General features: G+C 61.0%; 19 protein-coding genes and 1 riboswitch. Of the genes, 7 read left to right on the plus strand and 12 right to left on the minus strand.

The window, feature by feature from the left end; all coding sequences use genetic code 11:
- Window positions 1-88 precede the first annotated feature (88 nt).
- On the plus strand, window positions 89-835 hold the full coding sequence (locus CAG47_RS13515) for an RsiV family protein (protein ID WP_085725363.1): 747 nt from the start codon (window positions 89-91) through the stop codon (window positions 833-835).
- Here the strand turns inward: CAG47_RS13515 and cytX are convergent.
- A complete protein-coding gene (gene cytX, locus CAG47_RS13520; RefSeq protein ID WP_085725364.1) occupies window positions 804-2096 on the minus strand; it encodes a putative hydroxymethylpyrimidine transporter CytX in 1293 nt (430 codons plus the stop codon). The two genes, CAG47_RS13515 and cytX, sit on opposite strands and share 32 nt — an antisense overlap.
- Window positions 2097-2199: 103 nt before the next feature.
- The gene (thiC, locus tag CAG47_RS13525) at window positions 2200-4089 is read right to left on the minus strand and encodes a phosphomethylpyrimidine synthase ThiC (RefSeq protein ID WP_085725365.1); all 1890 of its coding nucleotides are present in this window, start codon (window positions 4087-4089) and stop codon (window positions 2200-2202) included.
- A gap of 150 nt (window positions 4090-4239) precedes the next feature.
- Window positions 4240-4345: riboswitch (TPP riboswitch) on the minus strand.
- A gap of 205 nt (window positions 4346-4550) precedes the next feature.
- Between thiC and CAG47_RS13530 the strand changes: the two genes are divergently transcribed.
- Complete coding sequence (locus tag CAG47_RS13530) at window positions 4551-5990, plus strand: TolC family outer membrane protein (protein ID WP_085725366.1); 1440 nt, start codon at window positions 4551-4553, stop codon at window positions 5988-5990.
- 100 nt (window positions 5991-6090) lie between these two features.
- Here CAG47_RS13530 and waaA read toward each other — a convergent pair whose 3' ends face one another.
- Window positions 6091-7368 (minus strand): lipid IV(A) 3-deoxy-D-manno-octulosonic acid transferase, encoded by a 1278-nt coding sequence (gene waaA / locus CAG47_RS13535; RefSeq protein ID WP_085725367.1) that lies wholly within the window; start codon window positions 7366-7368, stop codon window positions 6091-6093.
- 11 nt (window positions 7369-7379) lie between these two features.
- Window positions 7380-8282 carry a LysR family transcriptional regulator gene (locus tag CAG47_RS13540; protein WP_177408984.1) on the minus strand — a complete coding sequence of 301 codons (903 nt, stop codon included), beginning with the start codon at window positions 8280-8282 and terminating at the stop codon, window positions 7380-7382.
- 103 nt (window positions 8283-8385) lie between these two features.
- Here CAG47_RS13540 and CAG47_RS13545 point away from each other — a divergent pair, with 103 nt between their 5' ends.
- The 4 genes from CAG47_RS13545 to CAG47_RS13560 all read left to right on the plus strand — a co-directional run bounded on the left by CAG47_RS13545 (window position 8386) and on the right by CAG47_RS13560 (window position 11866).
- Complete coding sequence (locus tag CAG47_RS13545; RefSeq protein WP_085725368.1) at window positions 8386-8718, plus strand: multidrug efflux SMR transporter; 333 nt, start codon at window positions 8386-8388, stop codon at window positions 8716-8718.
- 165 nt (window positions 8719-8883) lie between these two features.
- Window positions 8884-10059 carry an FAD-binding oxidoreductase gene (locus CAG47_RS13550; protein ID WP_085725369.1) on the plus strand — a complete coding sequence of 392 codons (1176 nt, stop codon included), beginning with the start codon at window positions 8884-8886 and terminating at the stop codon, window positions 10057-10059.
- The gene (locus CAG47_RS13555; protein ID WP_085725370.1) at window positions 10056-10868 is read left to right on the plus strand and encodes an aldo/keto reductase; all 813 of its coding nucleotides are present in this window, start codon (window positions 10056-10058) and stop codon (window positions 10866-10868) included. The genes CAG47_RS13550 and CAG47_RS13555 overlap by 4 nt, the downstream gene beginning before the upstream one ends.
- Window positions 10869-10900: 32 nt before the next feature.
- The gene (locus CAG47_RS13560) at window positions 10901-11866 is read left to right on the plus strand and encodes a metal ABC transporter ATPase (protein ID WP_085725371.1); all 966 of its coding nucleotides are present in this window, start codon (window positions 10901-10903) and stop codon (window positions 11864-11866) included.
- 197 nt (window positions 11867-12063) lie between these two features.
- Here CAG47_RS13560 and hldE read toward each other — a convergent pair whose 3' ends face one another.
- Together hldE and msbA are read right to left on the minus strand one after the other, a co-directional pair.
- Window positions 12064-13485, minus strand: coding sequence for a bifunctional D-glycero-beta-D-manno-heptose-7-phosphate kinase/D-glycero-beta-D-manno-heptose 1-phosphate adenylyltransferase HldE (gene hldE, locus CAG47_RS13565; protein ID WP_085725372.1), 1422 nt, complete (start codon window positions 13483-13485; stop codon window positions 12064-12066).
- A gap of 205 nt (window positions 13486-13690) precedes the next feature.
- Complete coding sequence (gene msbA / locus CAG47_RS13570) at window positions 13691-15493, minus strand: lipid A export permease/ATP-binding protein MsbA (protein ID WP_085725373.1); 1803 nt, start codon at window positions 15491-15493, stop codon at window positions 13691-13693.
- A 154-nt stretch (window positions 15494-15647) separates the two neighbouring features.
- Here msbA and CAG47_RS13575 point away from each other — a divergent pair, with 154 nt between their 5' ends.
- Window positions 15648-17513: an O-antigen ligase family protein gene (locus CAG47_RS13575; protein WP_085725374.1), complete on the plus strand. Its 1866-nt coding sequence runs from the start codon at window positions 15648-15650 to the stop codon at window positions 17511-17513.
- A gap of 37 nt (window positions 17514-17550) precedes the next feature.
- Here the strand turns inward: CAG47_RS13575 and CAG47_RS13580 are convergent, their stop codons facing one another.
- From CAG47_RS13580 to CAG47_RS13605, 6 genes are read right to left on the minus strand one after another with little or no spacing between them, the layout of a single operon-like run.
- Window positions 17551-18435, minus strand: a complete 885-nt coding sequence (locus tag CAG47_RS13580; RefSeq protein ID WP_085725375.1) for a glycosyltransferase — start codon at window positions 18433-18435, stop codon at window positions 17551-17553.
- Window positions 18432-19586, minus strand: coding sequence for a glycosyltransferase family 4 protein (locus CAG47_RS13585; RefSeq protein WP_085725376.1), 1155 nt, complete (start codon window positions 19584-19586; stop codon window positions 18432-18434). Before CAG47_RS13585 ends, CAG47_RS13580 begins: the two co-directional genes overlap by 4 nt.
- Window positions 19583-21025, minus strand: a complete 1443-nt coding sequence (locus tag CAG47_RS13590) for a PIG-L deacetylase family protein (RefSeq protein ID WP_085725377.1) — start codon at window positions 21023-21025, stop codon at window positions 19583-19585. Before CAG47_RS13590 ends, CAG47_RS13585 begins: the two co-directional genes overlap by 4 nt.
- Window positions 21026-21033: 8 nt before the next feature.
- Complete coding sequence (locus CAG47_RS13595) at window positions 21034-21930, minus strand: antimicrobial resistance protein Mig-14 (RefSeq protein ID WP_085725378.1); 897 nt, start codon at window positions 21928-21930, stop codon at window positions 21034-21036.
- On the minus strand, window positions 21930-23060 hold the full coding sequence (locus tag CAG47_RS13600) for a glycosyltransferase (protein WP_085725379.1): 1131 nt from the start codon (window positions 23058-23060) through the stop codon (window positions 21930-21932). Before CAG47_RS13600 ends, CAG47_RS13595 begins: the two co-directional genes overlap by 1 nt.
- Entirely contained in the window at window positions 23044-24801 is a 1758-nt protein-coding gene (locus tag CAG47_RS13605; protein ID WP_085725380.1) for a carbamoyltransferase, read from the minus strand. Before CAG47_RS13605 ends, CAG47_RS13600 begins: the two co-directional genes overlap by 17 nt.
- Window positions 24802-24910: the final 109 nt, after the last annotated feature.

Consider the following 24910-nt stretch of genomic DNA (forward strand, 5'->3'; position numbering starts at 1 on the left):
CTCTAATTAGCTTAGTGGCGAACTGACTGCTTCGTTGAGAGTCGAAGCCGGTAACTTTTTGCCTTCCCCTGTTTCAGAAAGGACGCTCATGTCGCTTTTCAAAATCGCCTCCGTGGCCGTTATCGCCCTGACCCTGGGCGCTTGTGCGAGTCTGTTCAAGCCCAACTACCGGACACCGCTGGAAACCACCCGCGACGCCTCCGAGCAACTCAAGCCCGGTTGCAGCAACCCGGATTGCCCGCTGGTCAATATCGATACCCTGCACTTCCCGTCCGAGCCGCAATTGGACGGCATCATCGAAAAACGCCTGCTGCAAATGACCCGCACCTCGCCCGATGCTCCGGTGGCTCCGACCCTGGCGGCCTATCGCGAAGAGTTCCTGCGCTCCGCCGGCCCGCGCAACAGCAGCTATCTGCAGGCCAAGGTACGCGAGCAGCATGACGGCTTGGTGATCGTCGAATTGTCCAGTTACCTGGACACCGGCGGCGACCATGGCACTCCGGGCCGAGGCTTCATCAACTATTCGCGCCAGCAGCACAAAGTGCTGACACTGTCGGACATGCTGGTACCGGGCCAGGAAGACGCGTTCTGGAAAGCGGCGCAAGTTGCGCATAACAGCTGGCTGATCAGCACCAAGCTCGATCAGGAACCGGAGTTCGTGAAGAGCTGGCCGTTCCAGAAAACCCGGAACGTGGCGCTGACCTATGGCGGGGTGATCCTCAAGTACGAAACCAGCACCATCGCGCCCTACGCGCTGGGCCATGTCGAACTGAAGATCCCCTACCCTCGCCTGAACGGCATCATCAAGCCCGAGCTGTTTCCCGGCCGTAACTGAAGGCCCGCCCCAGCACAAACTGCAGCAGCCCTGCCAGGACCAGCGCCGGCAGGGTGGCGCCGACATCCGGGTACAGGTTGGCCAGCAAATGATAGGTGCTGATCCCGCCCAGCCAGGCGAGCAGTGCGGGCCAGCGTAGCGCTGTCGAGGCTACCTGGCCGCTGCGTTTGCGCAGGATGAAGTGGTCAACCAGCACCACGCCGAACAAAGGCGCGAATACCGAACCGATCAGCAGCAGGAAGTTCTGGTACTGGGCCAGCGGTGCCAGCAGGGCAATCAGCGTGCAGATGACGCCAATGGCCAGGGCCAGGTGCTCGACTTTGGCACGCAACAGGATCCCGCTGGACACCGCCGCCGAGTGAATATCGGCAAAGGCGTTTTCCGATTCATCCAGCAGAATCAGCAACAGCGGAATGCCCAGGCCGGCACCGGCCAGCGCCAGCAGCAAGGCATTGACTTCACCGCTCGGCGCAAACGCCAGGGTGTAGGCCACGCCCAGGCTCATCAGCCAGAAATTACCGATGAAGAAACCGATGGCAGTGCCACCGAAGACGTTTTTCGCCCGCTTGCCGAAGCGCGAGTAGTCGGCGATCAGCGGCAACCACGACAGCGGCATGGCAATGGCAATGTCGAACCCCACGGCAAACGGCATCGAACCATCGCCGGCCTGGGCCCACAATGCAGCCAGATCGGTCTTGGCGAACAGGTTCCAGGTCAGCCAGGTGCAAGCGGCCAGCAGCAGCCAGATACCCCATTTGCGCAGGATCTGGCGCACGAACGTCAACGGACCGCTGACCGCCAGCAAGGTCGCCAGGGCGCCGAAGAACAGGGTCCAGAGCACGGGATTGGACATCAGGCTGCCTTCACTGAAGGCCTTGGCGCCCAACAGGCTGGCGGCATCGCGCATGACGATGATTTCGAACGAACCCCAGCCGATCAATTGCAGCAGGTTCAGCACCGCCGGCAGGCTCGCGCCTTTGGTGCCGAGGCTGAGCTTGAGCGCGGCCATCGACGACAGGCCGGTGTCACTGCCGATTACCCCGACCGCCGCCAGCAGCAGAACGCCGACCAGGGTACCGAGAAAAATCGCCAGCAACGAACCGGACAGGCCCAGGCCCGGTGCGAGCAATGCACCGGTCTGCAACACCATCAGGCCGATGCCGAGGGAGAACCACAGGGAAAACAGATCACGACCGCCGAAGACACGTTTGTCGGTCGGCACCGCGATATCGGGGGAGTAAGTGCTGGGTTGAATACTCAAGGGGGTTGACTCATAGAGATGATAGCCACAAGCCGCAAGCGTCAAGCTGCAAGAAAAAGCCGGCGTCACACGTGCTTCTAACTTGCAGCTTGCAGCTTGTTGCTTAAACCTTTTGGTAAAGCTGACTGCCTTCCTGCTTGAAGCGCTCGGCCTGTTCGGCCATGCCTTGCGCGACGTCCACGTCGACCGCATCGATCCGTTGGTTGGCCGCGTACTCGCGAACTTCCTGGGTGATCTTCATCGAGCAGAACTTTGGTCCGCACATCGAGCAGAAATGCGCGACCTTGGCCGAATCCTTCGGCAGCGTCTCATCGTGATACGAACGAGCGGTGTCCGGGTCCAGGCCCAGGTTGAACTGATCTTCCCAGCGGAACTCGAAACGCGCCTTGCTCAAGGCATTGTCGCGGATCTGCGCGCCCGGATGCCCCTTGGCCAGATCGGCGGCATGCGCGGCGATCTTGTAGGTGATGATCCCGGTCTTCACGTCATCCTTGTTCGGCAGGCCCAGGTGCTCTTTCGGCGTCACGTAGCAGAGCATGGCGCAACCGAACCAGCCGATCATCGCCGCACCGATACCGGAGGTGATGTGGTCGTAGCCTGGCGCGATGTCGGTGGTCAGCGGGCCAAGGGTGTAGAACGGCGCCTCGTCGCAGCACTCCAGCTGCTTGTCCATGTTCTCTTTGATCAATTGCATCGGCACGTGGCCCGGGCCTTCGATCATGCACTGCACGTCGTGCTTCCAGGCAATCTTGGTCAGATCGCCGAGGGTTTCCAGCTCGCCGAACTGCGCTTCGTCGTTGGCGTCGGCAATCGAGCCCGGACGCAGGCCATCGCCCAGCGAGAAGCTGACGTCGTAGGCCTTCATGATTTCGCAGATTTCTTCGAAATGGGTGTAGAGGAAGTTCTCCTTGTGGTGCGCCAGGCACCACTTGGCCATGATCGAACCGCCACGGGAGACGATGCCGGTCACGCGCTTGGCGGTCATCGGCACGTAGCGCAACAGCACGCCGGCGTGAATAGTGAAGTAGTCGACGCCTTGCTCGGCCTGCTCGATCAGCGTGTCGCGGAACAGTTCCCAGGTCAGGTCTTCGGCCACGCCGCCGACTTTTTCCAGGGCCTGGTAGATCGGTACGGTCCCGATCGGCACCGGCGAGTTGCGGATGATCCACTCGCGGGTTTCGTGAATGTGTTTGCCTGTGGACAGGTCCATGACCGTGTCCGAACCCCAGCGGATACCCCAGGTCAGCTTCGCCACTTCTTCTTCGATGGACGAGCCCAGGGCACTGTTGCCGATGTTGCCGTTGATCTTCACCAGGAAGTTCCGGCCGATGATCATCGGTTCCAGTTCGGTGTGGTTGATGTTGGCCGGGATGATCGCGCGGCCACGGGCGATTTCCTCGCGGACGAACTCGGGGGTGATTTCTTTCGGGATGCTCGCGCCGAAACTGTGGCCGGCATGCTGCTCCTTCAACAGGCCAGCGGCGCGGGCCTCTTGCAGCTTCATGTTTTCGCGGATGGCAACGTACTCCATCTCAGCGGTGATGATGCCTTTGCGCGCGTAGTGCATCTGGCTGACGTTGGCCCCGGCCTTGGCACGACGCGGGTTGTTCACGTGGGCAAAGCGCAGTTTGGTCAGTTCCGGATCGGCAAGGCGCTCCTGGCCGAAGTTCGAACTCAGGCCACTCAAGCGCTCGGTGTCGCCACGATCGTCGATCCACGCCGAACGCACATCACCCAAACCCTTGCGCACGTCGATCACGACGTTGGGGTCGGTGTAAGGACCGGAAGTGTCGTAGACCGTAACCGGAGCATTGATTTCGCCGCCAAAGTCGGTGGGCGTCACGTCCAGGGTGATTTCCCGCATCGGCACACGGATGTCCGGACGAGAGCCCTGGACGTAGACTTTTTGCGAACGGGTAAAGGGTTGAACCGACTGTTCATCAACCTTGGCCGATTCACTCAGGTTGATCGCGTTTTTTGCTTTTATGGTCATCACGGGCTCTCCAGACAGCATCCAGGCAGTGGATTGTCGGAGCAGAACCTGAAAGGCACGGACGCACCAGGACTGGTGCTGTGCGTCGTCACACGGAGAACGTTCGATTGTCGAACAATTTCCCGGACGAAGCACAAGAGGACTCGCCGGGTGACGAGAAATCTTGTTCCCTACGCAGGCGCTAACCTGATCAGGTTCAACGGGATCCGAAATTATTCGATCTCAGCCTCATATCAAGGCACCCCGACAAGAACCCGAGCAGTCTAGACACAACTGGCAAAGAACGCCAACCCCACTGCAAATACCATGATGAATGGCGTTATTACACGCAGTATCAGGATTGTTGCCGCCCGAATGCACAACTACACTCGCTACGCTGAGCCGAGCATTGACGCTGTCATAGCAGGGCCTTAGCCTTGGCGCTCAAATTACCTCTGTAATATCAATTCTAGGGATCGTCTATGCTGCGCAAACTCTCACTGGCCCTTGCCGTGTCTTGTGCGTCCAACGGATTGGCCTGGGCAGCAGATGCGCCCTTATCGAACAAGACGGACCTTGTCAGCGTTTATCAGGAAGCGGTCAACAACAACGCCGACCTGGCGGCTGCCATCGCCCAATACGGCGCGCAGAAGGAAGTCGTACCCCAGGCCCGCGCCGGACTGCTGCCGAACCTTTCGGGCGGCGCGAATATTTCCGAGGTGCGTACGGATCTCGATCAGCCGTCCGCCACGTCCAACCGCGACGCTCACTCTTACCAGGCCACCTTGGCGCAACCGCTGTTCCGGGCTGATCGCTGGTTCCAGTTCCAGGCCGCCAAGGACGTCAACGAACAGGCCGCCCTGCAACTCTCGGCGACCGAGCAGAACCTGATCCTGCAAACCGCCAACAGTTATTTCAACGTGTTGCGCACCCAGGACAACCTGGCCTCGACCAAGGCCGAAGAAGCGGCGTTCAAACGCCAGCTCGATCAATCCAACGAGCGTTACGATGTCGGCCTCTCGGACAAGACCGACGTTTTGAACTCACAAGCCAGCTACGACACCGCACGCGCCAACCGCATCGTTGCGCAGCGCCAGGTGGACGACGCCTTTGAAGCATTGATTACCCTGACCAACCGTCAGTACAACTCGATCTGGGGCATCAGCCATAATTTGCCGATCCTGCCGCCAGCTCCGAATGACGCCAAGGCCTGGGTCGAAACAGCGGGCAGGCAGAACCTCAATCTGCTGGCCAGCAACTATGCCGTCAGTGCCGCCGAGCAGACCCTCAAGCAACGCAAGTCCGGGCACTTGCCGACGGTTGACGCGATAGCCCAGTACGAGAAAGGCGACAACGACGCACTGGGTTTCAGCAACCCGAACAACCAGCCCGTGCCGTACGGTGGCAACGTCGAGCAAACGACCGTGGGCCTGCAACTGAACATCCCGATCTACAGTGGTGGCCTGATCAGCTCCCAGGTGCGCCAATCCTATGCACAACTGGACCAGACCGAGCAGCAACGCGAATCCCTGCGCCGCAGCATCGTGGAAAACACCCGCGACCTGCACCGCGCGGTGAACACCGATGTCGAACAGGTACAGGCGCGCAAGCAATCGATCATCTCCAACCAGAGCGCGGTGGAAGCGACTGAAATCGGCTATCAGGTGGGTACGCGAAACATCGTCGACGTGCTCGATGCGCAACGTCAGCTCTACACCTCGGTGCGCGACTACAACAACACCCGCTACGACTACATCCTCGACACCCTGCGCTTGAAGCAACAGGCCGGTACGTTGAATCCCGGCGACCTGCAAAACCTGGCACGCTGGCTCAATCCGAACTACAACCCGGACAAGGACTTCCTGCCACCGGATCTGGCCAAGGCGGCCGAAGAGCAGTTGAAGGCGCGGCCTGAGCAGTAAAGGTAAAAGCTTCGCGAGCGTGCTCGCTCCTACAGGGTTTTGTGCAACACCACAGATTCACTGTAGGAGCGAGCATGCTCGCGAATGAGTACAACGCGGTCTAACGACCGATCAACCGCCCCAACCCATCCAGCAACCGCTGCAACGCACCCTGATTGGTGCGCATCACTTTCAACCCGGCCTCTGCCATGCGCTGTGCATCACGGGGCAGTTCGAACAGTCGCTGCACCGCCACCGCCAGCCCTTCGGCATCCTCCACTTCCTGCAACGCCCCGGCACTGCGCAACTGCGCGGCGATTTCGAGGAAGTTGAAAAGATGCGGCCCGCTCAGCACCGGTTTGGCCAGGGCCGCCGGCTCCAGCAGGTTATGCCCGCCATTGGGCACCAGGCTGCCGCCGACGAATGCACTGTCAGCCAGGGCGTAGAGAAACAGCAACTCGCCCATGGTGTCGCCCAGCAGCACTGAAATATTCGCGCTGACCGCATCGCCACTGGAACGCCGGACCGTGCCGAACCCTTGTTGCTGGCACAACCCGTACACCGAATTGAAGCGCTCCGGATGACGCGGCACCAGAATCAGCAAGGCATCGGGGTGATTGGCCAGCAACCGACGATGGGCCGCCAGCACCACTTCGTCTTCGCCGTCATGGGTACTGGCCGCGATCCACACCGGCCGCTCCAGCGCTTGCCATTGCCCGCGCAGATGGCTGGCGCGTTCAAGCAGTTGTGGGTCGATGGTCAGGTCGAACTTGATCGAACCGGTCACTTCGACGGTTTCCGCCCGTGCGCCGAGATTGCGGAAGCGTTGGGCTTCGGCTTCGGTCTGCACCGCGAACAGGCTCATCTCGGTGAGCATCGGCTGGGTCAGTTTGCGGAACCGGCCGTAGCCCCTCGCCGACCGCTCGGACAACCGCGCATTGGCCAACGCCACAGGAATCCCGCGTCTGGCACATTGATGAATATGGTTGGGCCACAGTTCGGTTTCCATGATCACCGCCAGTTTTGGCTGGACCCGATCGAGGAAGCGCCGTGCAGCGCAAGGCAGGTCATAAGGCAGATAACAGTGCTGGATGCGCGGCTCATTGGCGAACAGTGCCAGGATGCGTTCCGAACCCGTCGGCGTCATGCAGGTCACGGTGATCGGCAGATCCGGATAACGCGCCAGCAAGGCGCGGATCATCGGTGCGGCAGCAATGCTTTCGCCCACCGAGACTGCGTGAACCCAGATGCCGCCCGGTTTCATCGGCGGCATCGCGCAGGAGAAACGCTCGCCGATGCGCCGGGCATACGCCGGCGCCTTGCGCGCACGCAGCCAAAGCCGAATCGCTACCAATGGCAGCCCCAGATAAAAAAGCGCGGTGTAGAGAGTTCTATTCATGGCGGCGGAGTTTATCGGCTTTTTTCGCCAATCGTCTGCAAGTGCACGGCAAAACGTTCGGCGAGCCAGCGCGCGGCCGGACCGAGCGGATCGTCCCGACGCCATACCAACTCCACCACCAGGGCCGGCGGGGTCCATTCACTGACCAGTTCGACCATCTGATTCTGATACGTCGGGTACTGCACCACGTGGCGCGGCAACCAGGCCCAGCCCAGGCCACGCACCAGCCATTCGGCCATCACATAGAAACTGTCGGCGCGCCAGACTTGCGGGCTGGCGGGATCACTGCCGGGATAAATGCTTGACTCCGTGGACATCAACAACTGCCGATGTTGCGCCAGTTGTTGCCCATCCACCGAGCCTTTGCCCGCCAACGGATGATCCTTGCCACACACCGTGACCATTTCCACGCTGCCCAGCACCCGCCGCTCAAGGGCCTCGGGAATCTGATCGTGAAAGAACAACAGCCCCAGATCGGCGCGCCGCTCCACCAGCTTGCGCGCGACATCACCCTGGGCGGCGCTGGTCAGTTGCACCTCAAGGCTGGGAAATTTTTCCGCCAGGGCCTCGAAGCTTTCAATGATCGGCTGATAAGGCATCGCTTCATCCTGCGCCACACGCAATCGCGCTTCCTGGCCGCGCATCATCGCCAGCGCCCGGCCGTTGAGTCGTTCGCACTGGCGCAACACTTCCCGCGCTTCGTCCAGCAAAGCCGTACCAGCCTCAGTGAGTGTCGGCTGACGGCCGCTGCTGCGATCGAACAGGCTGACGCCCAGGTCTTCTTCCAGCAACGCTATCGAACTGCTGACCGCCGACTGCGCCTTGCGCTGATCCCGCGCCACGGCAGAAAACGAGCGCTGCTCCGCTACGCTGACAAACAATCGCAGTTGCTCCAGATTCCAATGCATGCTCATGGCTCAACCCATCTCAGTAACAGATAGGTAATGACTTTACCGCATCTGGCGAATCACTAGAATGCCGACCCAAGAGAGCAACACTTCACACGAGGATCGAACCATGACCGCTTACTACTACCTGGCCATTGCCATCTGCGCCGAAGTGATTGCCACTGTTTCGATGAAAGCCGTCAAGGGTCTCAGCACCCCGCTGCCATTGGTGCTGGTCATCCTCGGCTACGGTATTGCCTTCTGGATGCTGACCCTGGTGGTGCGCAGCGTTCCGGTGGGTGTGGCCTATGCCGTGTGGGCCGGCATGGGCATCGTGATGGTCAGCGTTGCGGCACTGTTTATCTATGGGCAGAAGCTGGACGTGCCGGCAATGCTGGGGATGGCGATGATTGTGCTGGGCGTGGTGGTCATCCAGCTCTTCTCCAAAACTGCGGGGCATTAGGAGCAGTTACAAGCTGCAAGCTGCAAGCTGCAAGCTGCAAGCTGCAAGCTGCAAGCTGCAAGCTGCAAGCTGCAAGCTGCAAGAGGGATATTCTCCTGCACTTGCTTGCAGCTTGAAGCTTGAAGCTTGAAACTTGCAGCTTCGCTCAAGCACAGAGGTCGCTGCATGCCATCCGTTATTTCCACCGACGTTCTGATTGTCGGCGCTGGTGTCGCCGGCCTCTGGCTGAATGCGCGCCTGCGCCGCCAGGGTTTTTCGACCGTGCTGGTGGAAAGCGCCAGCCTCGGCGGCGGGCAGAGCGTGAAGTCCCAGGGCATCATCCACGGCGGTGCCAAATACGCGCTGCACGGCGCCCTGACCGGCGCCTCGGAAGCCATCGCCGACATGCCGCGCCGCTGGCGCGAAGCCCTGGCCGGTGACGGCGAGCTGGACCTGTCCGGCGTGCGCCTGCTGTCCGAAGCCCATTACCTCTGGTCCCCCGGCAGCCTCGCCGGCAACCTCACCAGCTTCTTTGCCAGCAAGGCCGTGCGCGGTCGCGTCGACCAGGTCAAGGGCGAGCAATTGCCGCCAGCCCTGCAGGACAAGCGCTTCAAGGGCAAGGTCTATCGCCTGGCGGAACTGGTGATCGATGTGCCGAGCCTGATCCAGCGCCTGGCCGACCTCGCGGGGGATGGCTTGCTCGCCGGCCAGAAGATCGAGCCATTGCTGGAAGGCGGCGTGCTGGTCGGCTTGAAAGTCGATGACCGCGAGATCCGCGCCCAGCGCATCGTCCTCAGCGCCGGCGCCGGGACCGCGGCATTGCTAGAAACTCTGGGCCTGAGCCAGCCCGCCATGCAACGCCGGCCGTTGCACATGATCATCGCCAAAGGGCCAAGCCTCAAACCGCTCTATGCCCACTGCCTGGGCGGCGGCACCAAACCGCGTATTACCGTGACCACACACCCGGCAGCGGATGGCCAATGGGTCTGGTACCTCGGCGGCGACATCGCGGAATCCGAAGGCGTAGCCCGTGAGCCCGCCGAGCAGATCGCCACCGCCCAGAAAGAACTCGGCCAATTGCTGCCATGGATCGACCTGAGCACCGTGCAATGGGCGACTTTGCGCGTGGATCGCGCCGAACCGCTGCAATCGGGCCTGACCCGCCCCGACAACGCCTTTGTTGCCGAGCAAGGCCGACTGCTGGTGGGCTGGCCTACCAAGCTCGCCCTGGCGCCAGACTTCGCCGACCGCGTGATCGCCAGCCTGACCCGCGACGGTATCCAGCCAGGCCACCCGGCAGCGCTGCCTGAACTACCGAGGCCGCCCATGGGCGTGCCTGCCTGGGAGCAACTGCTGCCATGAGCCAACCGACCCTGCACGATCTGCATCGCCCGTTGGGCAGTACCGGCCTGCTGGTTTCCCCCCTGGGCCTGGGCACGGTGAAACTGGGCCGCGACCAAGGCGTGAAGTACCCCAACGGCTTCCGGATTCCCGATGATGATGAAGCGCGCATGCTGCTCAACCTCACCCGCGACCTGGGCATCAACCTGATCGACACCGCCCCGGCCTATGGTCGCAGCGAAGAGCGCCTCGGTCCTCTGCTGCGCGGCCAGCGTCAGGATTGGGTGATTGTCAGCAAGGTGGGCGAAGAGTTTGCCGATGGCCAGTCCCGTCACGACTTCAGCGCCGCACACACGCGAATGTCGGTGGAGCGCAGCCTGCAACGCCTGGAAACGGACTTCATCGATCTGGTGCTGGTGCACTCCGACGGCAACGACCTGGCAATCCTCAATGACTGCGAAGTCTACGACACCCTCGCCCAGCTCAAGGCCGAAGGCAAGATTCGCGGCTTCGGCTTTTCCGGCAAAACCGTCGACGGCGGCCTGAAGGCACTCGAGCAAGGCGATTGCGCAATGGTCACCTACAATCTGAACGAACAAAACGAGAAGGCCGTCATTGACTATGCTGCTGCACACGGCAAAGCCATTCTGGTCAAGAAAGCCCTCGCCAGCGGTCATGCCTGCCTGAGTCCGGGCGTGGATCCGGTGCGCGCCAGTTTCGAGTTGTTGTTTGAACATCCGGGTGTTGCCAGTGCTATTGTCGGGACCATCAATCCGCTGCACCTCGCCCACAATGTCGCGACCGTTGCCCAGGTCCTACGTAGCCACTGACGCCGCCCGCGCGGCCTTAAGCAGGAGCCGACATGTCGCGTACGCTCATCAGAAAGAACCCGAGCAACTTCAAGACCCTGCCGTTATTCGTCGAAGCGACCCCCGAAAGCCTGGCTTACCAGAGCGTCGGCAGGCCGCTGAATTTCTCCCAGACCCTGCAACGTCGTCGGCCGGTGACGGTCGGCGACAGCGAACGGTTTGCGCTCGAACTGGCCAATCTCGGGGTTTCGGTGCGCCTGACCCTGCACTGGCAGAATCGTGACTATTGGGTGCTGGTCCGCCAACGCCGGCAGGACCGTGGCGACGTGGTGCTCAAGCTGATCTCCGGCTACGTGCCAGCCCATGAACTGAACCTGCCCTTGCACACGGCGATCCAGGAGATTGCCGAAGAGTGCCTGCTGGAAACGCCCGAAGGCTGGCTCAGCGGGCGCTTCAACGACACCTGGCTGCCGGCGCCCTACTCGGCCGCCCTGCATTACCGCGAAGCCCTGCCGTTTCGCTTGTCGCCATTGTCCGGCTCGGCCCGGCCGGTACGCTGCGCCAACCTGATGCTGATGGAACGCCCGCGGGCTTATGTGCATTTGCCCACGGCGTCACTGCAACTGATCTACGACTTGCGCCTGGACGTTCCCAGGGAAGCCAAATCCCTGAGCCTGTTCCATGTCGATGAAAGACTGGAAGGCGATCAACTCGTCGCTCGCCTCGACCGCAAGCGCCCCGACCTGTACTTGATGCCCTTGCAGGACGGCCATCCGATGGCTGAGCTCTACACCTTGAAAAAGGATCAGTTGTACCCGGCCAGCACGCGCGGTCTGTACCTGGCCGAGAGTTTTGCCCGACAGGAAGGCTGGCTGGTGCGCGATGAGCGAATTCGCTGGAAGGACTGGGTGAGGCAGCAGGGTTTGACCCCGCCGGGGAAAGATACGGGTCTGGCGCGGTTGCGTGGCAAGGCCAGGTTACTGCTGAAGAAAATCGTGCCGCGCAAGGCGGCACGATAAGGCGACTAGCGCGCTTCTGTGGCGGAGCTTTTGTGGCTAGGGGGCTTGCCCCCGTTGGGGCGCGAAGCGGCCCTAAAACCTGCAACGGTGATGTACCTGATATACCGCAGAGTATGGTTCTACGACTGCTTCGCAGCCGAACGGGGGCAAGCCCCCTCGCCACAAAAGCCCCCAACCACAGCAAGCCCGCGTTGATATCAGGACTTGCGGATCTTCTCGACAATCGCGGTGGTCGAGCTGTTTTCCACCAGCCCCAGCACTTTCACGGTACCGCCATAGGCCTTCACGATGTCCGCGCCGACCACCTGGTCGATCCCGTAGTCGCCACCCTTGACCAGCACGTCCGGCTTGACCGCGCTCAGCAGGTTTTCCGGTGTGCCTTCAGAGAAGCTGATCACCCAGTCCACCGCGCCCAGACCGGCCAGTACCGCCATGCGCCGGTCGACGCTGTTGATTGGGCGGCCCGGCCCTTTCAGGCGGCTGACCGATGCATCGTCGTTGATCGCCACGATCAGGCGATCGCCCTGGGCCCGCGCCTGCTCCAGGTAGGTCACGTGACCGGCGTGCAGGATGTCGAAGCAACCGTTGGTGAACACGATCCGCTCGTTGTGCGCGCGGGCATCATCGACCGCCAGCAACAACTGCTCAAGCCCCAGCACACCACGCTCGGAACCCTCCTCGCGCTGGATTGCACGACGCAGTTCCGGCGCACTGATGGCTGCCGTACCGAGCTTGCCGACCACGATACCGGCCGCCAGGTTGGCCAGGGCCACCGCGTGAGGCAGCTCTTCACCAGCGGCAATCGCGGCCGCCAGGGTGGAAATCACCGTATCGCCGGCACCGGTCACGTCGAACACTTCACGGGCACGGGCCGGCAAGTGCAGCGCCGGATGATCCGGGCGCAGCAAGGTCATGCCGTGCTCGCCACGGGTCACCAGCAAGGCACCGAGGTCCAGGTCGTGCATCAGTTGCGCGCCCTTGTTGACCAGCTCGTGCTCATCGGCGCAACCACCGACGATGGTTTCGAATTCGTTGAGGTTTGGCGTGATCAGGCTCGCACCGCGGTAGATCGAGAAGTCCCTGCCCTTGGGGTCGGCCAGCACCGGAATGCCACGGGCTCGGGCGGCCTGGATCAGCGCCTGATGGTTTTTCAGCGCGCCCTTGCCGTAATCGGAGAGCACCAGCACCTTGATGCCTTCGAGCAAGTCATCGACCTGCGCTGCCAGCGCCAGCGCATCGGTGGCGAAGGGTTCTTCGAAGTCGATACGCAGCAATTGCTGGTGACGGCTCATGACCCGCAGCTTGACGATGGTCGGCTGGTGCGCAATGCGCTGGAAGATGGCCTGCACGCCGGCGCCCTTGAGACTGTTGGCCAGGCTGTTGGCGGCTTCATCGTCACCGGTTACGCCGACCAGCGAGGCTGGAGCCCCCAGGGCGGCAATGTTCAAGGCAACGTTGGCAGCGCCGCCCGGACGGTCTTCGATATGATCGACCTTGACCACCGGCACCGGCGCCTCAGGAGAAATCCGTGAGGTACCACCATGCCAGTAGCGGTCGAGCATGACATCGCCGACCACCAAGACAGGGGCTTGATCGAATCGCGGCATGGACAACTTCATGGTGCAACCCACATACAGAATGAACAGGGGCGCGATATTAACACAGGGTTGGTGTCGGCTTGTGCGGTGGCTGCAACCGGATGATTCGCCGGGCTTTATTGCTCATTTTTTGAACAGAAAAGCCGCCAGGCGACAACACGCCCCCTGGCGGCTAACTGCTCGGGAAACCGTTGCCGGCCCCCCGTACAACGGCTGGTGACCCGGGTCAGGCGATGTCTTCGGCCGGGGCGTCGAGGCCCATCGCATTGAGGCGCGAGTAGTAGCCGTTTTGCGCCAGCAGTTGATCGTGGGTGCCGCGCTCGACGATTTTCCCCTGATCCATGACCAGGATCAGGTCGGCTTTTTCGATGGTCGACAGGCGGTGAGCGATCACCAGTGTGGTGCGACCTTTCATGACCTGATCCAGGGCTGCCTGGATATGCCGCTCGGACTCGGTATCGAGTGCCGATGTCGCCTCATCGAGAATCAGCAGCGGAGCATTCTTCAACAGCGCCCGGGCAATCGCCAGGCGCTGGCGCTGGCCACCGGACAGCAGCACGCCGTTTTCCCCGACCTGGGTGTCCAGGCCTTCAGGCAATTGAGCGATGAAATCCATTGCGTAGGCGTCCCGGGCCGCTTTTTCAATGTCTTCACGGGGTGCGCCGGCCAGGTCGCCATAAGCGATGTTGTTGGCCACGGTGTCGCTGAACAGGGTCACGTGCTGAGTCACCTGGGCGATGTGCTTGCGCAGGTTCAACAGCTTGTACTGCTCCACTTCGACGCCATCGATGAGGATCTCGCCCTTGTCGTGGTGATAGAAGCGTGGAATCAGGTTGGCCAGGGTCGACTTGCCGCTGCCGGAACGCCCCACCAATGCCACCATTTGCCCCGGCTCGACCGAGAAGCTGATGTCATTGAGCACCTGACGTTCGGTGTCGGGGTAGGTGAAACTCAGATTGCGCACGTCCAGGCGGCCGCTGACGACATCGCGCTCGACGGTACCGGTATCGATTTCGGGTTCTACATCCAGTTGCTCGAAGATACTTTCGGCACCGGCCACACCCTTCTGGATGGTCGAGCTGACTTCGGACAGCTGGCGAATCGGCTTGGGCAGCAGACCAGCCAGGGTGATGTAGGCCACCATGTCGCCGGCGGAAGCATCGCCACGCAGGAACAGCACGAGGAACATCAGCACGGCCATGGCGGTGTAGATCACCAGCTGCAGCAGCGGCGTGTAGATGGCGCCGGTGCGGGTCATGCGCAGTTGTTTGTCGGTGTTGCCCTGGCTGGCATCGAAAAAGCGTTTCTCTTCGTACTGTTCACCGCCGAAGCTGCGCACCACGCGATAGCCCTGGATCGTTTCGGACGCCACATGCGTCACGTCCCCCATGGCCATCTGGATTTTCTTGCTCTGCTTGCGGAATTTCTTGCTGGCCGTACGCACCATGAAGGCGATCAGCGGCAGGATGGCGACCATGACCAGCGTCAGGCGCCAGTTCATGAACAACAGCGAGGCAAACAGGAAGATCACTGTCATGCCTTCACGAATTACGACCTTTATCGCATCTGTTGCCGCCCCCGTGACCATGGTCACGTTGAAGGTGATACGTGAAATCAGGTGCCCCGAGTTATGCTTGTCGAAATACCGGTTCGGCAACACCAGCAGGTTGTTGAACAACTGGACCCGCAAGTCATGGACCAGGCCAAGGGAAACCTTGGCCAGGAAGTAGTTGCCCAGGTACGACCCCAGGCCCTGCCATGCGGCGATCAGGATGATCAACAACGGCACCGCCTGCAGCAGTTGCAGATCCCGCAGGTAGGGCACGGTTGGAAACAGCGCCGCTTCAGGATTGGACAGACCGTCGACGAAGTACTTGAGGATGTAGCCCAGCATTGGCTGCGTCGAAGCGAAAATCAGAAAACCGACGATGCTGATCAGGAACAGGCTGATGTACGGCCGGACATAGCTGAGCAGACGGAAGTAGATTTTCAAGCTCGAAGGGCTTGCGGAGAGACTGGAGTCGGTCATATCACGCGAATGTCGATGAAAAGGACGCTGACTTTAGCACAGCTTCCTCAGGGTTCTGGCAATCGCATACAGTCTGTGTATTGTGGCGCGTCAAATAGCCACCCGATGTCCTTGCCTTGGTACTGTCGCTCAATTCAGGAATAAGTTACTCAGCATGCAATCAAACGCTTTGAACAGCACGTCCAATAGAATTTTCGATTTCATTTGTTTGTGGATCCTTCCGCTCGGTTACTTATTGTTGCTTTGTGCCCTGTTTTTCCTGCCGGGGCGCAGTGTGCATCACAAGCTTTACTATGGCCTGTTCAGCATTCCGACACTGATTGCACTGTGCTTGCGTCCGCGGCTCGCCAAGGAATTGCTGCACGAACCGATCGTCGTTGCAGTCCTGTTGTTTTTGGCGTGGGCACTGCTCAGCCTGAGCTGGGGGCCGGGCGACGAAATCGACTTTGGCCAGGTCAAACCGTCATTGCATACCCTGATGCTGTTCGTTGGCTGCTACCTGCTGGTGCGCTATCGCAGCGAAATCATTCAGCCCCTGCTGTTCTGCGCCGCGACGGTGGCGTTGATCATCTCTGTCTACAACCTGTACAGGTTCGGCCTGATCTACCAGCCGGAAATGCGCCTGATCGGTGTCGGCGCGTTCGACAATCCACTGCTCAGCTCCCACGTCTTCGGCTTTTTCTGTACCTACTGGCTGAGCCTGAGCATGACGTGCAAACGACGCCAGGTACTTTGGTTGAGCCTGCCTGCGATGGCGATCATGTTCGCCACAGTGCTGGCCACCGGCTCCAGGACCCCACTGGTTGCACTGACGCTGGCTGCGCTGTGGCTGTGTTTCATCTGCTGGAATCGACGCTCGGTCCTCCTGCTTGGTGCCATGTTCATCGCCGGAGCGGCGACTTTCGCGCTGTTTGCGGACAAAATCCTCCAAAGAGGCAGCTCCTTCCGTCTTGAGCTTTGGCAATTGGCCCTGGACCGGATCGCTGAACATCCATGGATCGGGCACGGCTACAACGCCGAGTTGAGCCTGGACCCAGGCGTCGGCTACCCCCTTTCGGAGCCCCATAGCTTTGCCCTTGGCGTGCTCTACTACGTTGGCATTATCGGTTTGCTGCCCTGGCTGTTCTTCTTCGTGCGAAGCTTCACCGGCAGCCTGCGCCATCGCGTACAGCCGCTGCTCATCATTGCCTCGGCCTGGCTGGCCTTCGGCTTCGGTGCCGGCCTGACCGAAGGCGGCGGGATTATCTCTCGCCCCAAGGAACACTGGTTCCTGCTGTGGATTCCCTTGGCGCTGATTGCCGCATTGAGCATCAATCAACGGGCCCGGCGCCTGCTGGACAAGCCGGTCAAGACCGCGTCGCCAAGTGCCCTGCAACAGCTGACTGCCGATGCCAGGGTCATCGAGGAAGACGGTTTGGGCCCCAAAGTCCTGCGCCTGACCGACGGCAGCTTTCTCAAGCTGTTCCGCCGCCGCCGCTGGTATACCTCGGGCAGCTTCACCCCCTACTCCGATCGTTTTGCCGTAAACAGCGTGCAGCTGCGCAGCATGGGCATCCCGACACCGGACATCCTCGACCTATACCGGTTCGAAGACGGCAGTACCGCCGTGCACTACTCTCCGTTGCCGGGCAACACCCTGCGCCAGATCCTGCAAGGCATCACCGCTCCGGCGGTACGCCAGGCACTGGTGGAGCGTTTCGGCAAGTTCATGGCTCAACTGCATCAGCAAGGGATCTACTTCCGCTCCCTGCACCTGGGCAATGTACTGGTGCTGGAAGACGGCGAGTTCGGCCTGATCGACCTGGCCGACCTGCGAATTTACCCCTCATCACTGAGCCCTTCCCTGCGTCGACGCAATCTGCGCCATATGCAGCGCTACGCAGAAGATCGGCGCTGGTTGTTCGAAGACCATTTGGAAGCACTGTTGCGGGGATACGCCGTGGCAGCTTCGAAAACCGACGCGGACAATTTACACAGGCAAGTACTGGCCGGGAGCACTCCGGCCCAGACTCGTCAATGACAGTAGCCAATGCGGCGATCGCGATCGCCGCATTGGCTCAGTCTTTCTCCAGCCGTGAGAAATACATCCGGCCCAACCCACGCCAGGTTTTCTTGTTCCAGGCCTTGAACGGAATCTGCGCCAGCAACTCACGCGCCAGCTTGCGATCGCGGTTGGCTGTCTTGAGGAACATGGAGTTGAGAAACTTGTAGCGCACCTCGTCATACAGCGGGTGATCGCTGAAGAGCGCGTAGGTGCGCAGGATGCTGTCGATCATGAAGCGGTGGTTCTTGTAGGAGTTGGTGGCGTGCTTGCGATAGCGCGCCATCAACACATTCAGACCGTCGATGAAGTAACCGGCATGGGTCACCTTCAACTCGATCAGCAAGTCTTCCAGGCGAATGGTCGGGTCGAAACCGCCCACTTTCTCCAGCGCTTCGCGCCGGATCATCAGGGTCGGTGCCGGAGGATAGGGCTTGCGCTCCAGGAACATGTCATCGAAGTCCAGGCGACGGAACGGCACATCCCGACGCTGGCGCTTTTCCGGGTAGAGATTGCCGTCGGCATCGATCAGCTCGATGTTACCGGCGCAGATTCCGACCTCGGGCTTGCCGTCCATATGCGCGACCTGGGTGGCGATTCGCTCCGGCAACATGATGTCATCCGAACCGAACGGCACGATCAGGCTGCCCTTTGCCCGGGCAATCGCACCGTTGAGGGTATTGGTCAGCCCCTGGTTTGCCTGGACCCGGAAGTCGAAACCATGGATGGCCTGCAGCGCCTTGATCCGCTCGACACTGTCATCCTTCGAGCCATCGTCGACCACCAGCAACTCAATGTTCCGATAGGTCTGGTTGAGGACGCTGAGAATGCTTTCCTCGATGTAAGGGGCGTGGTTGTACGACGCGATAATGACCGTGACGATGGGTTGCGCGTCGTTCATGGCTGTTCCTTGCGGGCCTGTTCCAGGCCGGTATCGATCAGATTGAGGTATTCACGACGGAATTCCTCGATGTCATGGTGTTGTTGCAGATAACGGAAGGCCTGCTCGCCCTTGGCCTTGAGCTGGTCATCCGGCAGCCCGAGGTAAGCGTCCAGCGCAGCCTGCAACGTCGGCACATCCTTCGGCGTAATCGCCAGGCCTCCGGCCCCCTCGATGAGCGGCAACATGGCCGGCACGTTCGAGGCAATCACCGGCAAATGCCCGCTCATGCCTTCAAGCAGCGCCAGCCCGAGGCCTTCGGCCAAGGAAGGCATGGTCCAGATATCGAAAGCGCGAATGTACTGCAGGGCAATTTCCCTGAACCCGAGCAAATGGGCGCGACCGCTGAGGCCGAGGCGGTCGATTTCCGCCGCCAGGCGCGACTCTTCGCGGCCGGCACCAATGATCGCCAGCTGGGTATTGGGGTATTTGTCCTTGAGTGCGGCAAAGGCCTGCAGCAGATAGATATGGCCCTTGACCGGCACCAGGCGCCCCAACGCACCGATCAGCCGCACCGACGGATCGATGCCCAGCATTTCACGGGCCTTTTCACGACTGTGTTGCAGACCTTCGGCTTGCTCGATGTCGATGGCATTGGTGATGGCGAAGGTGTTCCGGTCGGTGAAGCCGCATTCACAGTCCAACAGGTACTGCTTCACCGCTGGCGACACGCCGACGAAGCGCCAGTGACGATCGATCAGGCGCTGGGTCTGGCGACGCCGGTAAAAACGGTCGTACTCGCCAAAGCCGTGGGAAATGCCAATGCACAACGGCACTTTCAACCAGCGGTTGAGGGCCAGCATCATGTTCACCGGCTTGAAGCGATTGCAGATCACCACATCGAACTTTTCCCGACGGCAGAATTTGTACAGCTGCCACATCGCCCGCAGGCGCATGCCCTTGAGGGACTTGTCGGAAAACTCGAAATACACCGAACGGTCGGCTCGGCTCACCGCTTCGCCCGGTCCGGGTTTACCGCGCAAAAACGCGGCGGTCACTTCATAGCGATCACTGGGCAGGGCCTTGACGATCTGCTCCGCGAGGTCGGCGAAATCATGGGCTTTGACGTTGTAGTCAGGCTGCAGCTGCAGGACCTTTGAACGCTGACTCATAACTCTCCCCGCTGAGAAACATTGCCTGGTGTGTGCTGGAGGGACCACAAAAGCTCGTGGCGCCGGACTGCCTTGCGAAAGAATTCGTTCTGGCCATGGGTTGGCGGCAACCGGCCAGCCAACAACCGCTGGATCAACCGACGCAAGCGGCGCTTGAACGGCATATCCGGTTGCAGGTCGTGCATCATGCCCAACGCCATGGCCTTGTCTCGCTGTTGCTCCAGCGACATCGGCAGGCAGCAAGGCTGCATCGGCCGGGCCGGATCAAAGGCCGGCGGCAAGGCGATGCCATCACCGGTATCGCCCATCGGCCAGCGGTCGTTGTCGTGCAAGTGGTTGGCATAACCCAAGAGTGTGGTCGGCTGCCAGTCCAGGCCTTGCAAGGCTTCGAGGACTGCCGCCTGTGCACAGATATGATCGGGATGCGGGTCCAGGGTCGGATGCGGCAGGACGATGACCTCGGGCCGGGCCCGCAGCAGCAGCTCACGCAGGTCAGCCAGCAGATTGTTCCAGGTCGGCGCGCCATCGGCATCGCCGGGCAGCAAGAAAGGATTCAACCGGCGGAACAACCGGGTATCACTCATATCCGCTTCCCGCGATCCCGCCGGTACGCCAGGCGCAGCCTGCATGCTCGCCAGTTGCAGGCAGAAGTAACCCAGTTGCACGCAGTGAGCCTCGGGCACACCGGCCCAACGTGGCACGGCAATACTGTCCCAGGCCCGCAGACGGCCTTTCAAACGAGCCGCCTCAGCCTTGTCCAGGCCCATTTGCCGATAGTGTTCGGCCTCGATTTCACCGGCGGTCAGCGTGACGATCCAGGTTTCGTCGGCCTGACTGTACAGACCATAGGCCGCCAGTTCGGCGTCATCGGCATGGGGCGCGATGACCATCACCCGCTGACGCCGGTAATCCGGATGCTCGAACGCCCACAGCAGCGGCTCGCCGAGCACGCGGCAGAAGCGCCCGCGCAAGCGCAGGTCACCGCGGGACAGCGCCTGGGCCTGACCACTGAGATTGAGGTAACGCAGGCCGTTCACGCCCCGCTCGAAGGTTTGCCGATCAGGGTTATCGCCCCCTGCCAACTCGACCGCCGGATCGATAAATCGTCCCAGCCAGGTGCTTTTTACCCGCAGGGCCAACACCAGCGTCGCGTCGTCGACCAGCATCACGCCTTCGTCCAGGCGCAAGTGTTCACCGCTCAGGTGCACCTTGGGCTGGGGCGTGTAGGGAGGAAAGCTGTACTGGTAATCGTCTTTCGGTGAGTAGAACAGATGGTCGGCAAACCAGGCTTCGTGGGCGATCCAGCCGAGTACCGCCAGTACCAGCGGCAGCCACCAGGCCACCAGCACGCCCATGACAATCAACAGCGCCAGCGCAATCAACAGGCCGATGCGTTTATTGCGCCGATGGCGCTTGAGCAGTTGCTGTTTGCGGCTCATGGGTTGGCTCATACGGTGAAGACCGGCACAGGGTTGCACCAGCGATCCTTGTATTCACGATCGGCGCGACCGAAAGAAAAGCGCAACGGCTTATCCTGCGCCCGGGCATGCTCCCAGGCGCTTTGCGTATTGAGGAAACTCAACACACTGCCAGGGCTGAACTCACGAGTCTCTGGATCGACCCCGCCGTTGATGTACTCCACGCTGATCCACTGCGGGGTTTCTACGCGGTACACCAATTGAATCGCAATCGGCGCATCGTTGAGGAAAATCACCGAACCGATCAGCAATTCGCGCAGCAACTCGATGACCTCGGCCATGCGTTCGGCACCCGTCGCCGCAAATCCCCAACGGCGCTGGAACAGGTCGCAGTAAATCGCCGCCAGCTCCACGCTGGAAAATTCGCTCACCGACCGCACCACGCCACCGGCCTCTTCGAGCAAGCGCAATTCGCGACGCTGGTTGTAGCGAAACTTTTTCGACAGTTCTTCCGGAGTGCGGGCCATGGCCAGCTGTTCGGTCTGCAACCTGATACCGGTGAAACGGCCTTCGTTCAATGCCGACAGATACCGCGCGCGATGACGCAAAGGTACCTGGGCATCAGCAGCGGCGGGCAGGATGATCTCGGCATTGCCCAGGTCGAACAGCCCTTTCTTGCCGCGACGCTTGAGCACATCCTTGGACAAGGCCAGGTCGCGCCCCCAGGTCGGGATCGCCGCCTTGACCTCGTCGCCCTGCACCCAGGCCAGGTAACGCACCGGAATGTCGGCCAAGTGCGCCAGTCGTTCGACCACCGTCGGATGAGTCGCGACGCTGCCGCCATATCGCTGCCAGGTTTCGGCGTAAGTCGAGGCGTCGACTACCGCCCAGCCACGCTCGCGCCAGCCTTGAAATCGGTTGAGCATCAGCCCCTCTGTGCCAGTTCGGTAACGTGTGGCAAGTGCCAGAAAGCATCGCGCACCGCGCGATCGGAGAAGCGTTCGCGCAAGCGCTCGAGCATCAACTCGGCACACTGTCGACGTTGCTGATCATCCATGCCAGCCAGGTGTTGCAGCCCCTGGGCCAGATGCCCGGCATCGCCCAACGGGAACAGGATGCCCACGCCTTCGACCACTTCCTTCGCTCCGCCGCACGCCGTGGCGAGCAAGGGTACGCCGGCGGCCATGGCCTCCAGCAGCACCATGCCGAACGGTTCGTGATCGGAACTCAGGGCGAATACATCGAAAGCCCGGAAGTAGTTGCGCGCATCCGGCACCTGACCGAGGAACAGCACCCGGTCCCCAATACCCAGCTCCCGGGCTTGAGCCTTGAGTTTTTCCTCCAGGCGCCCTTTACCGAGAATCACCAATTGGCTGTTGGCCGGCAATCCCGGCAACGCCTCGGCGAAACCCTGCAACAGCGTGGCCTGGTCCTTGTCCGGATGCAGCCGTCCGACGTTGCCGACGATCCAGGCATCCGCCGCCAGCCCCAGGGTTTCCCGGGCTTCGCGAGCCGACACCTGCGTGACTTGCAAGGCATCCACGTCGATACGGTTGTACAAGGTCTGAATTCGCGAAGCCGGCCACTTCGGCAGGCAATCGCGCATGTCGTCACGCACCGCGTCGGACACACCGAGCAGACTCAAACGCTTGCGGAATATGTGCGCAAAGAGTTTGCGGCTGCCGCGCTTGTAGTCCTCAAACCCGTGGTGCACGCCAATGACCGGCAACGACGTACCGAGCAAGGCGATATAGATGGGCTTGAAGCGGTGAGCGATGCAGAAACTGAAGTTGCGCGACGCGGCGATCTTGCGCAGATCGCCGATGGCTCCCAGCTTCAGGCCGCGAATGGCCTTGGAGCTGTACTCCATGAACAGCACTTCGTCCGAGGCGCAGCCCGCGGCAACCTCGGCATCGGCAACCCCGGTGAGAAACACCGTGGTCACGCGATAGCCGGTCCCCGCGAACAGGCTGGCGTACTGCCGTGCGCAGTCCAGGAACGGCCCGTCATAACCGTGACAGAACTGCAGCACATGGCGTTCAGCCGAACGTGTCATAGGCGTTCGCGCCCTCTTTGACCACCAGGATGTCTTCCATGATCAGATACTGTAGATCCGAACCGAAGAACATGTTCAGCGCATCGGTCGGCGAGCAGATCATCGGTTCGCCGCGACGGTTGAGCGAGGTGTTGAGCGACACACCGTTGCCGGTGAGCACTTCCAGCGCCTTCATCATGTCGTAGTAGCGCGGGTTGTATTCGCGCTTGAGCACCTGTGCACGGGAAGTGCCGTCTTCGTGGACGACTTCCGGCACGCGGGTTTTCCATTCTTCCGCCACTTCGAAAGTGAAGGTCATGAACGGAGCCGGGTGATCGATCTTGATCATTTGTGGCGCGACGGTGTCGAGCATCGACGGGCAGAAAGGCCTCCAGCGCTCGCGGAACTTGATCTGGTGGTTGATACGATCAGCCACGCCGGCCACGCTCGGGCAACCGATGATAGAACGACCGCCCAGTGCACGCGGACCGAACTCCATGCGGCCCTGGAACCAGGCCACCGGGTTGCCATCGACCATGATCTTGGCGATCTGCTCCGGCATGTTGTCGAGCTTGCGCCAGACCGGCTTGTTCTCGTGACGGGCGCACGCGGCGATGACATCTTCGTTGCTGTACGACGGGCCGAGGTAGACGTGCTCCATCTTCTCGACCGGTACGCCACGGGCGTGGGACACATAGGCTGCCGCGCCCACCGCGGTACCGGCGTCGCCGGACGCAGGCTGCACGAACAGCTCTTTGACATCGTCGCGGGCGATGATTTTCTGGTTCAGCTTGACGTTCAACGCACAGCCACCGGCGTAGGCCAGCTTGCCGGTTTGCTTGAGCACGTCGCCCAGATAATAGTCGATCATCTGCAACGCAATTTTTTCGAACAGCGCTTGAATGCTGGCGGCGTAGTGAATGTAAGGCTCATCGGCGATGTCGCCTTCGCGCTTCGGACCCAGCCACTCGATCAGCTTGGGCGAGAAGTAGTAACCCTTGCCCTTTTCTTTGTAGCGACGCAGGCCGATGACGTTGGCGTAGTCGGTGTTGATCACCAACTCGCCGTTTTCGAACGAAGCCAGGCGCGAGAAATCGTATTTGCTGGCATCGCCGTACGGCGCCATGCCCATGACCTTGAACTCACCGTCGAGCATGTCGAAACCGAGGAACTCGGTGATTGCACCGTACAGGCCGCCGAGGGAGTCCGGATCGAAGAATTCCTTGATCTTGTGGATCTTGCCGTTCTCGCCATAACCGAAGAAGGTCGTGGCGTATTCGCCCTTGCCGTCGATGCCCAGGATCGCGGTTTTCTCTTTGAAACCGGAGCAGTGGTAAGCGCTGGAGGCATGGGCCAGGTGGTGTTCAACCGGCTCGATCTTGATCTTCTTCGGATCAAAACCCAATTGCTCCAGGCACCAGACGATTTTCTTGCGATAGCGCTTGTAGCGACGGTTGCCCATCAGGATCGCGTCGAGGGCGCGGTCCGGGGCGTACCAGTAACGCTTGGCGTACTGCCAGCGGGCCTTGCCGAACAAGCTGATCGGGGCGAACGGGATCGCGACCACGTCAACGTCGGACGGTTTGATGCCGGCCTGTTCCAGGCAGAACTTCGCCGATTCGTAGGGCATGCGGTTCTTTGCATGTTTATCGCGTACGAAGCGCTCTTCTTCAGCCGCCGCGACCAGCTTGCCGTCGATATACAAGGCTGCGGAAGGATCATGGCTAAGGGCGCCGGACAGGCCAAGAATCGTCAATGCCACAGGGGTCTAGCCTCTTTAGTCTGCATGCAGGCGCAAGCGCCTCAAAAATTAATGTGCCCTCGCAATGGGCGAGAGACAGCTAAAGGGCGGGATTATAGCGTAAAAGCAG

Source organism: Pseudomonas sp. R37(2017) (genome assembly GCF_002113375.1).
Lineage (GTDB): Bacteria > Pseudomonadota > Gammaproteobacteria > Pseudomonadales > Pseudomonadaceae > Aquipseudomonas.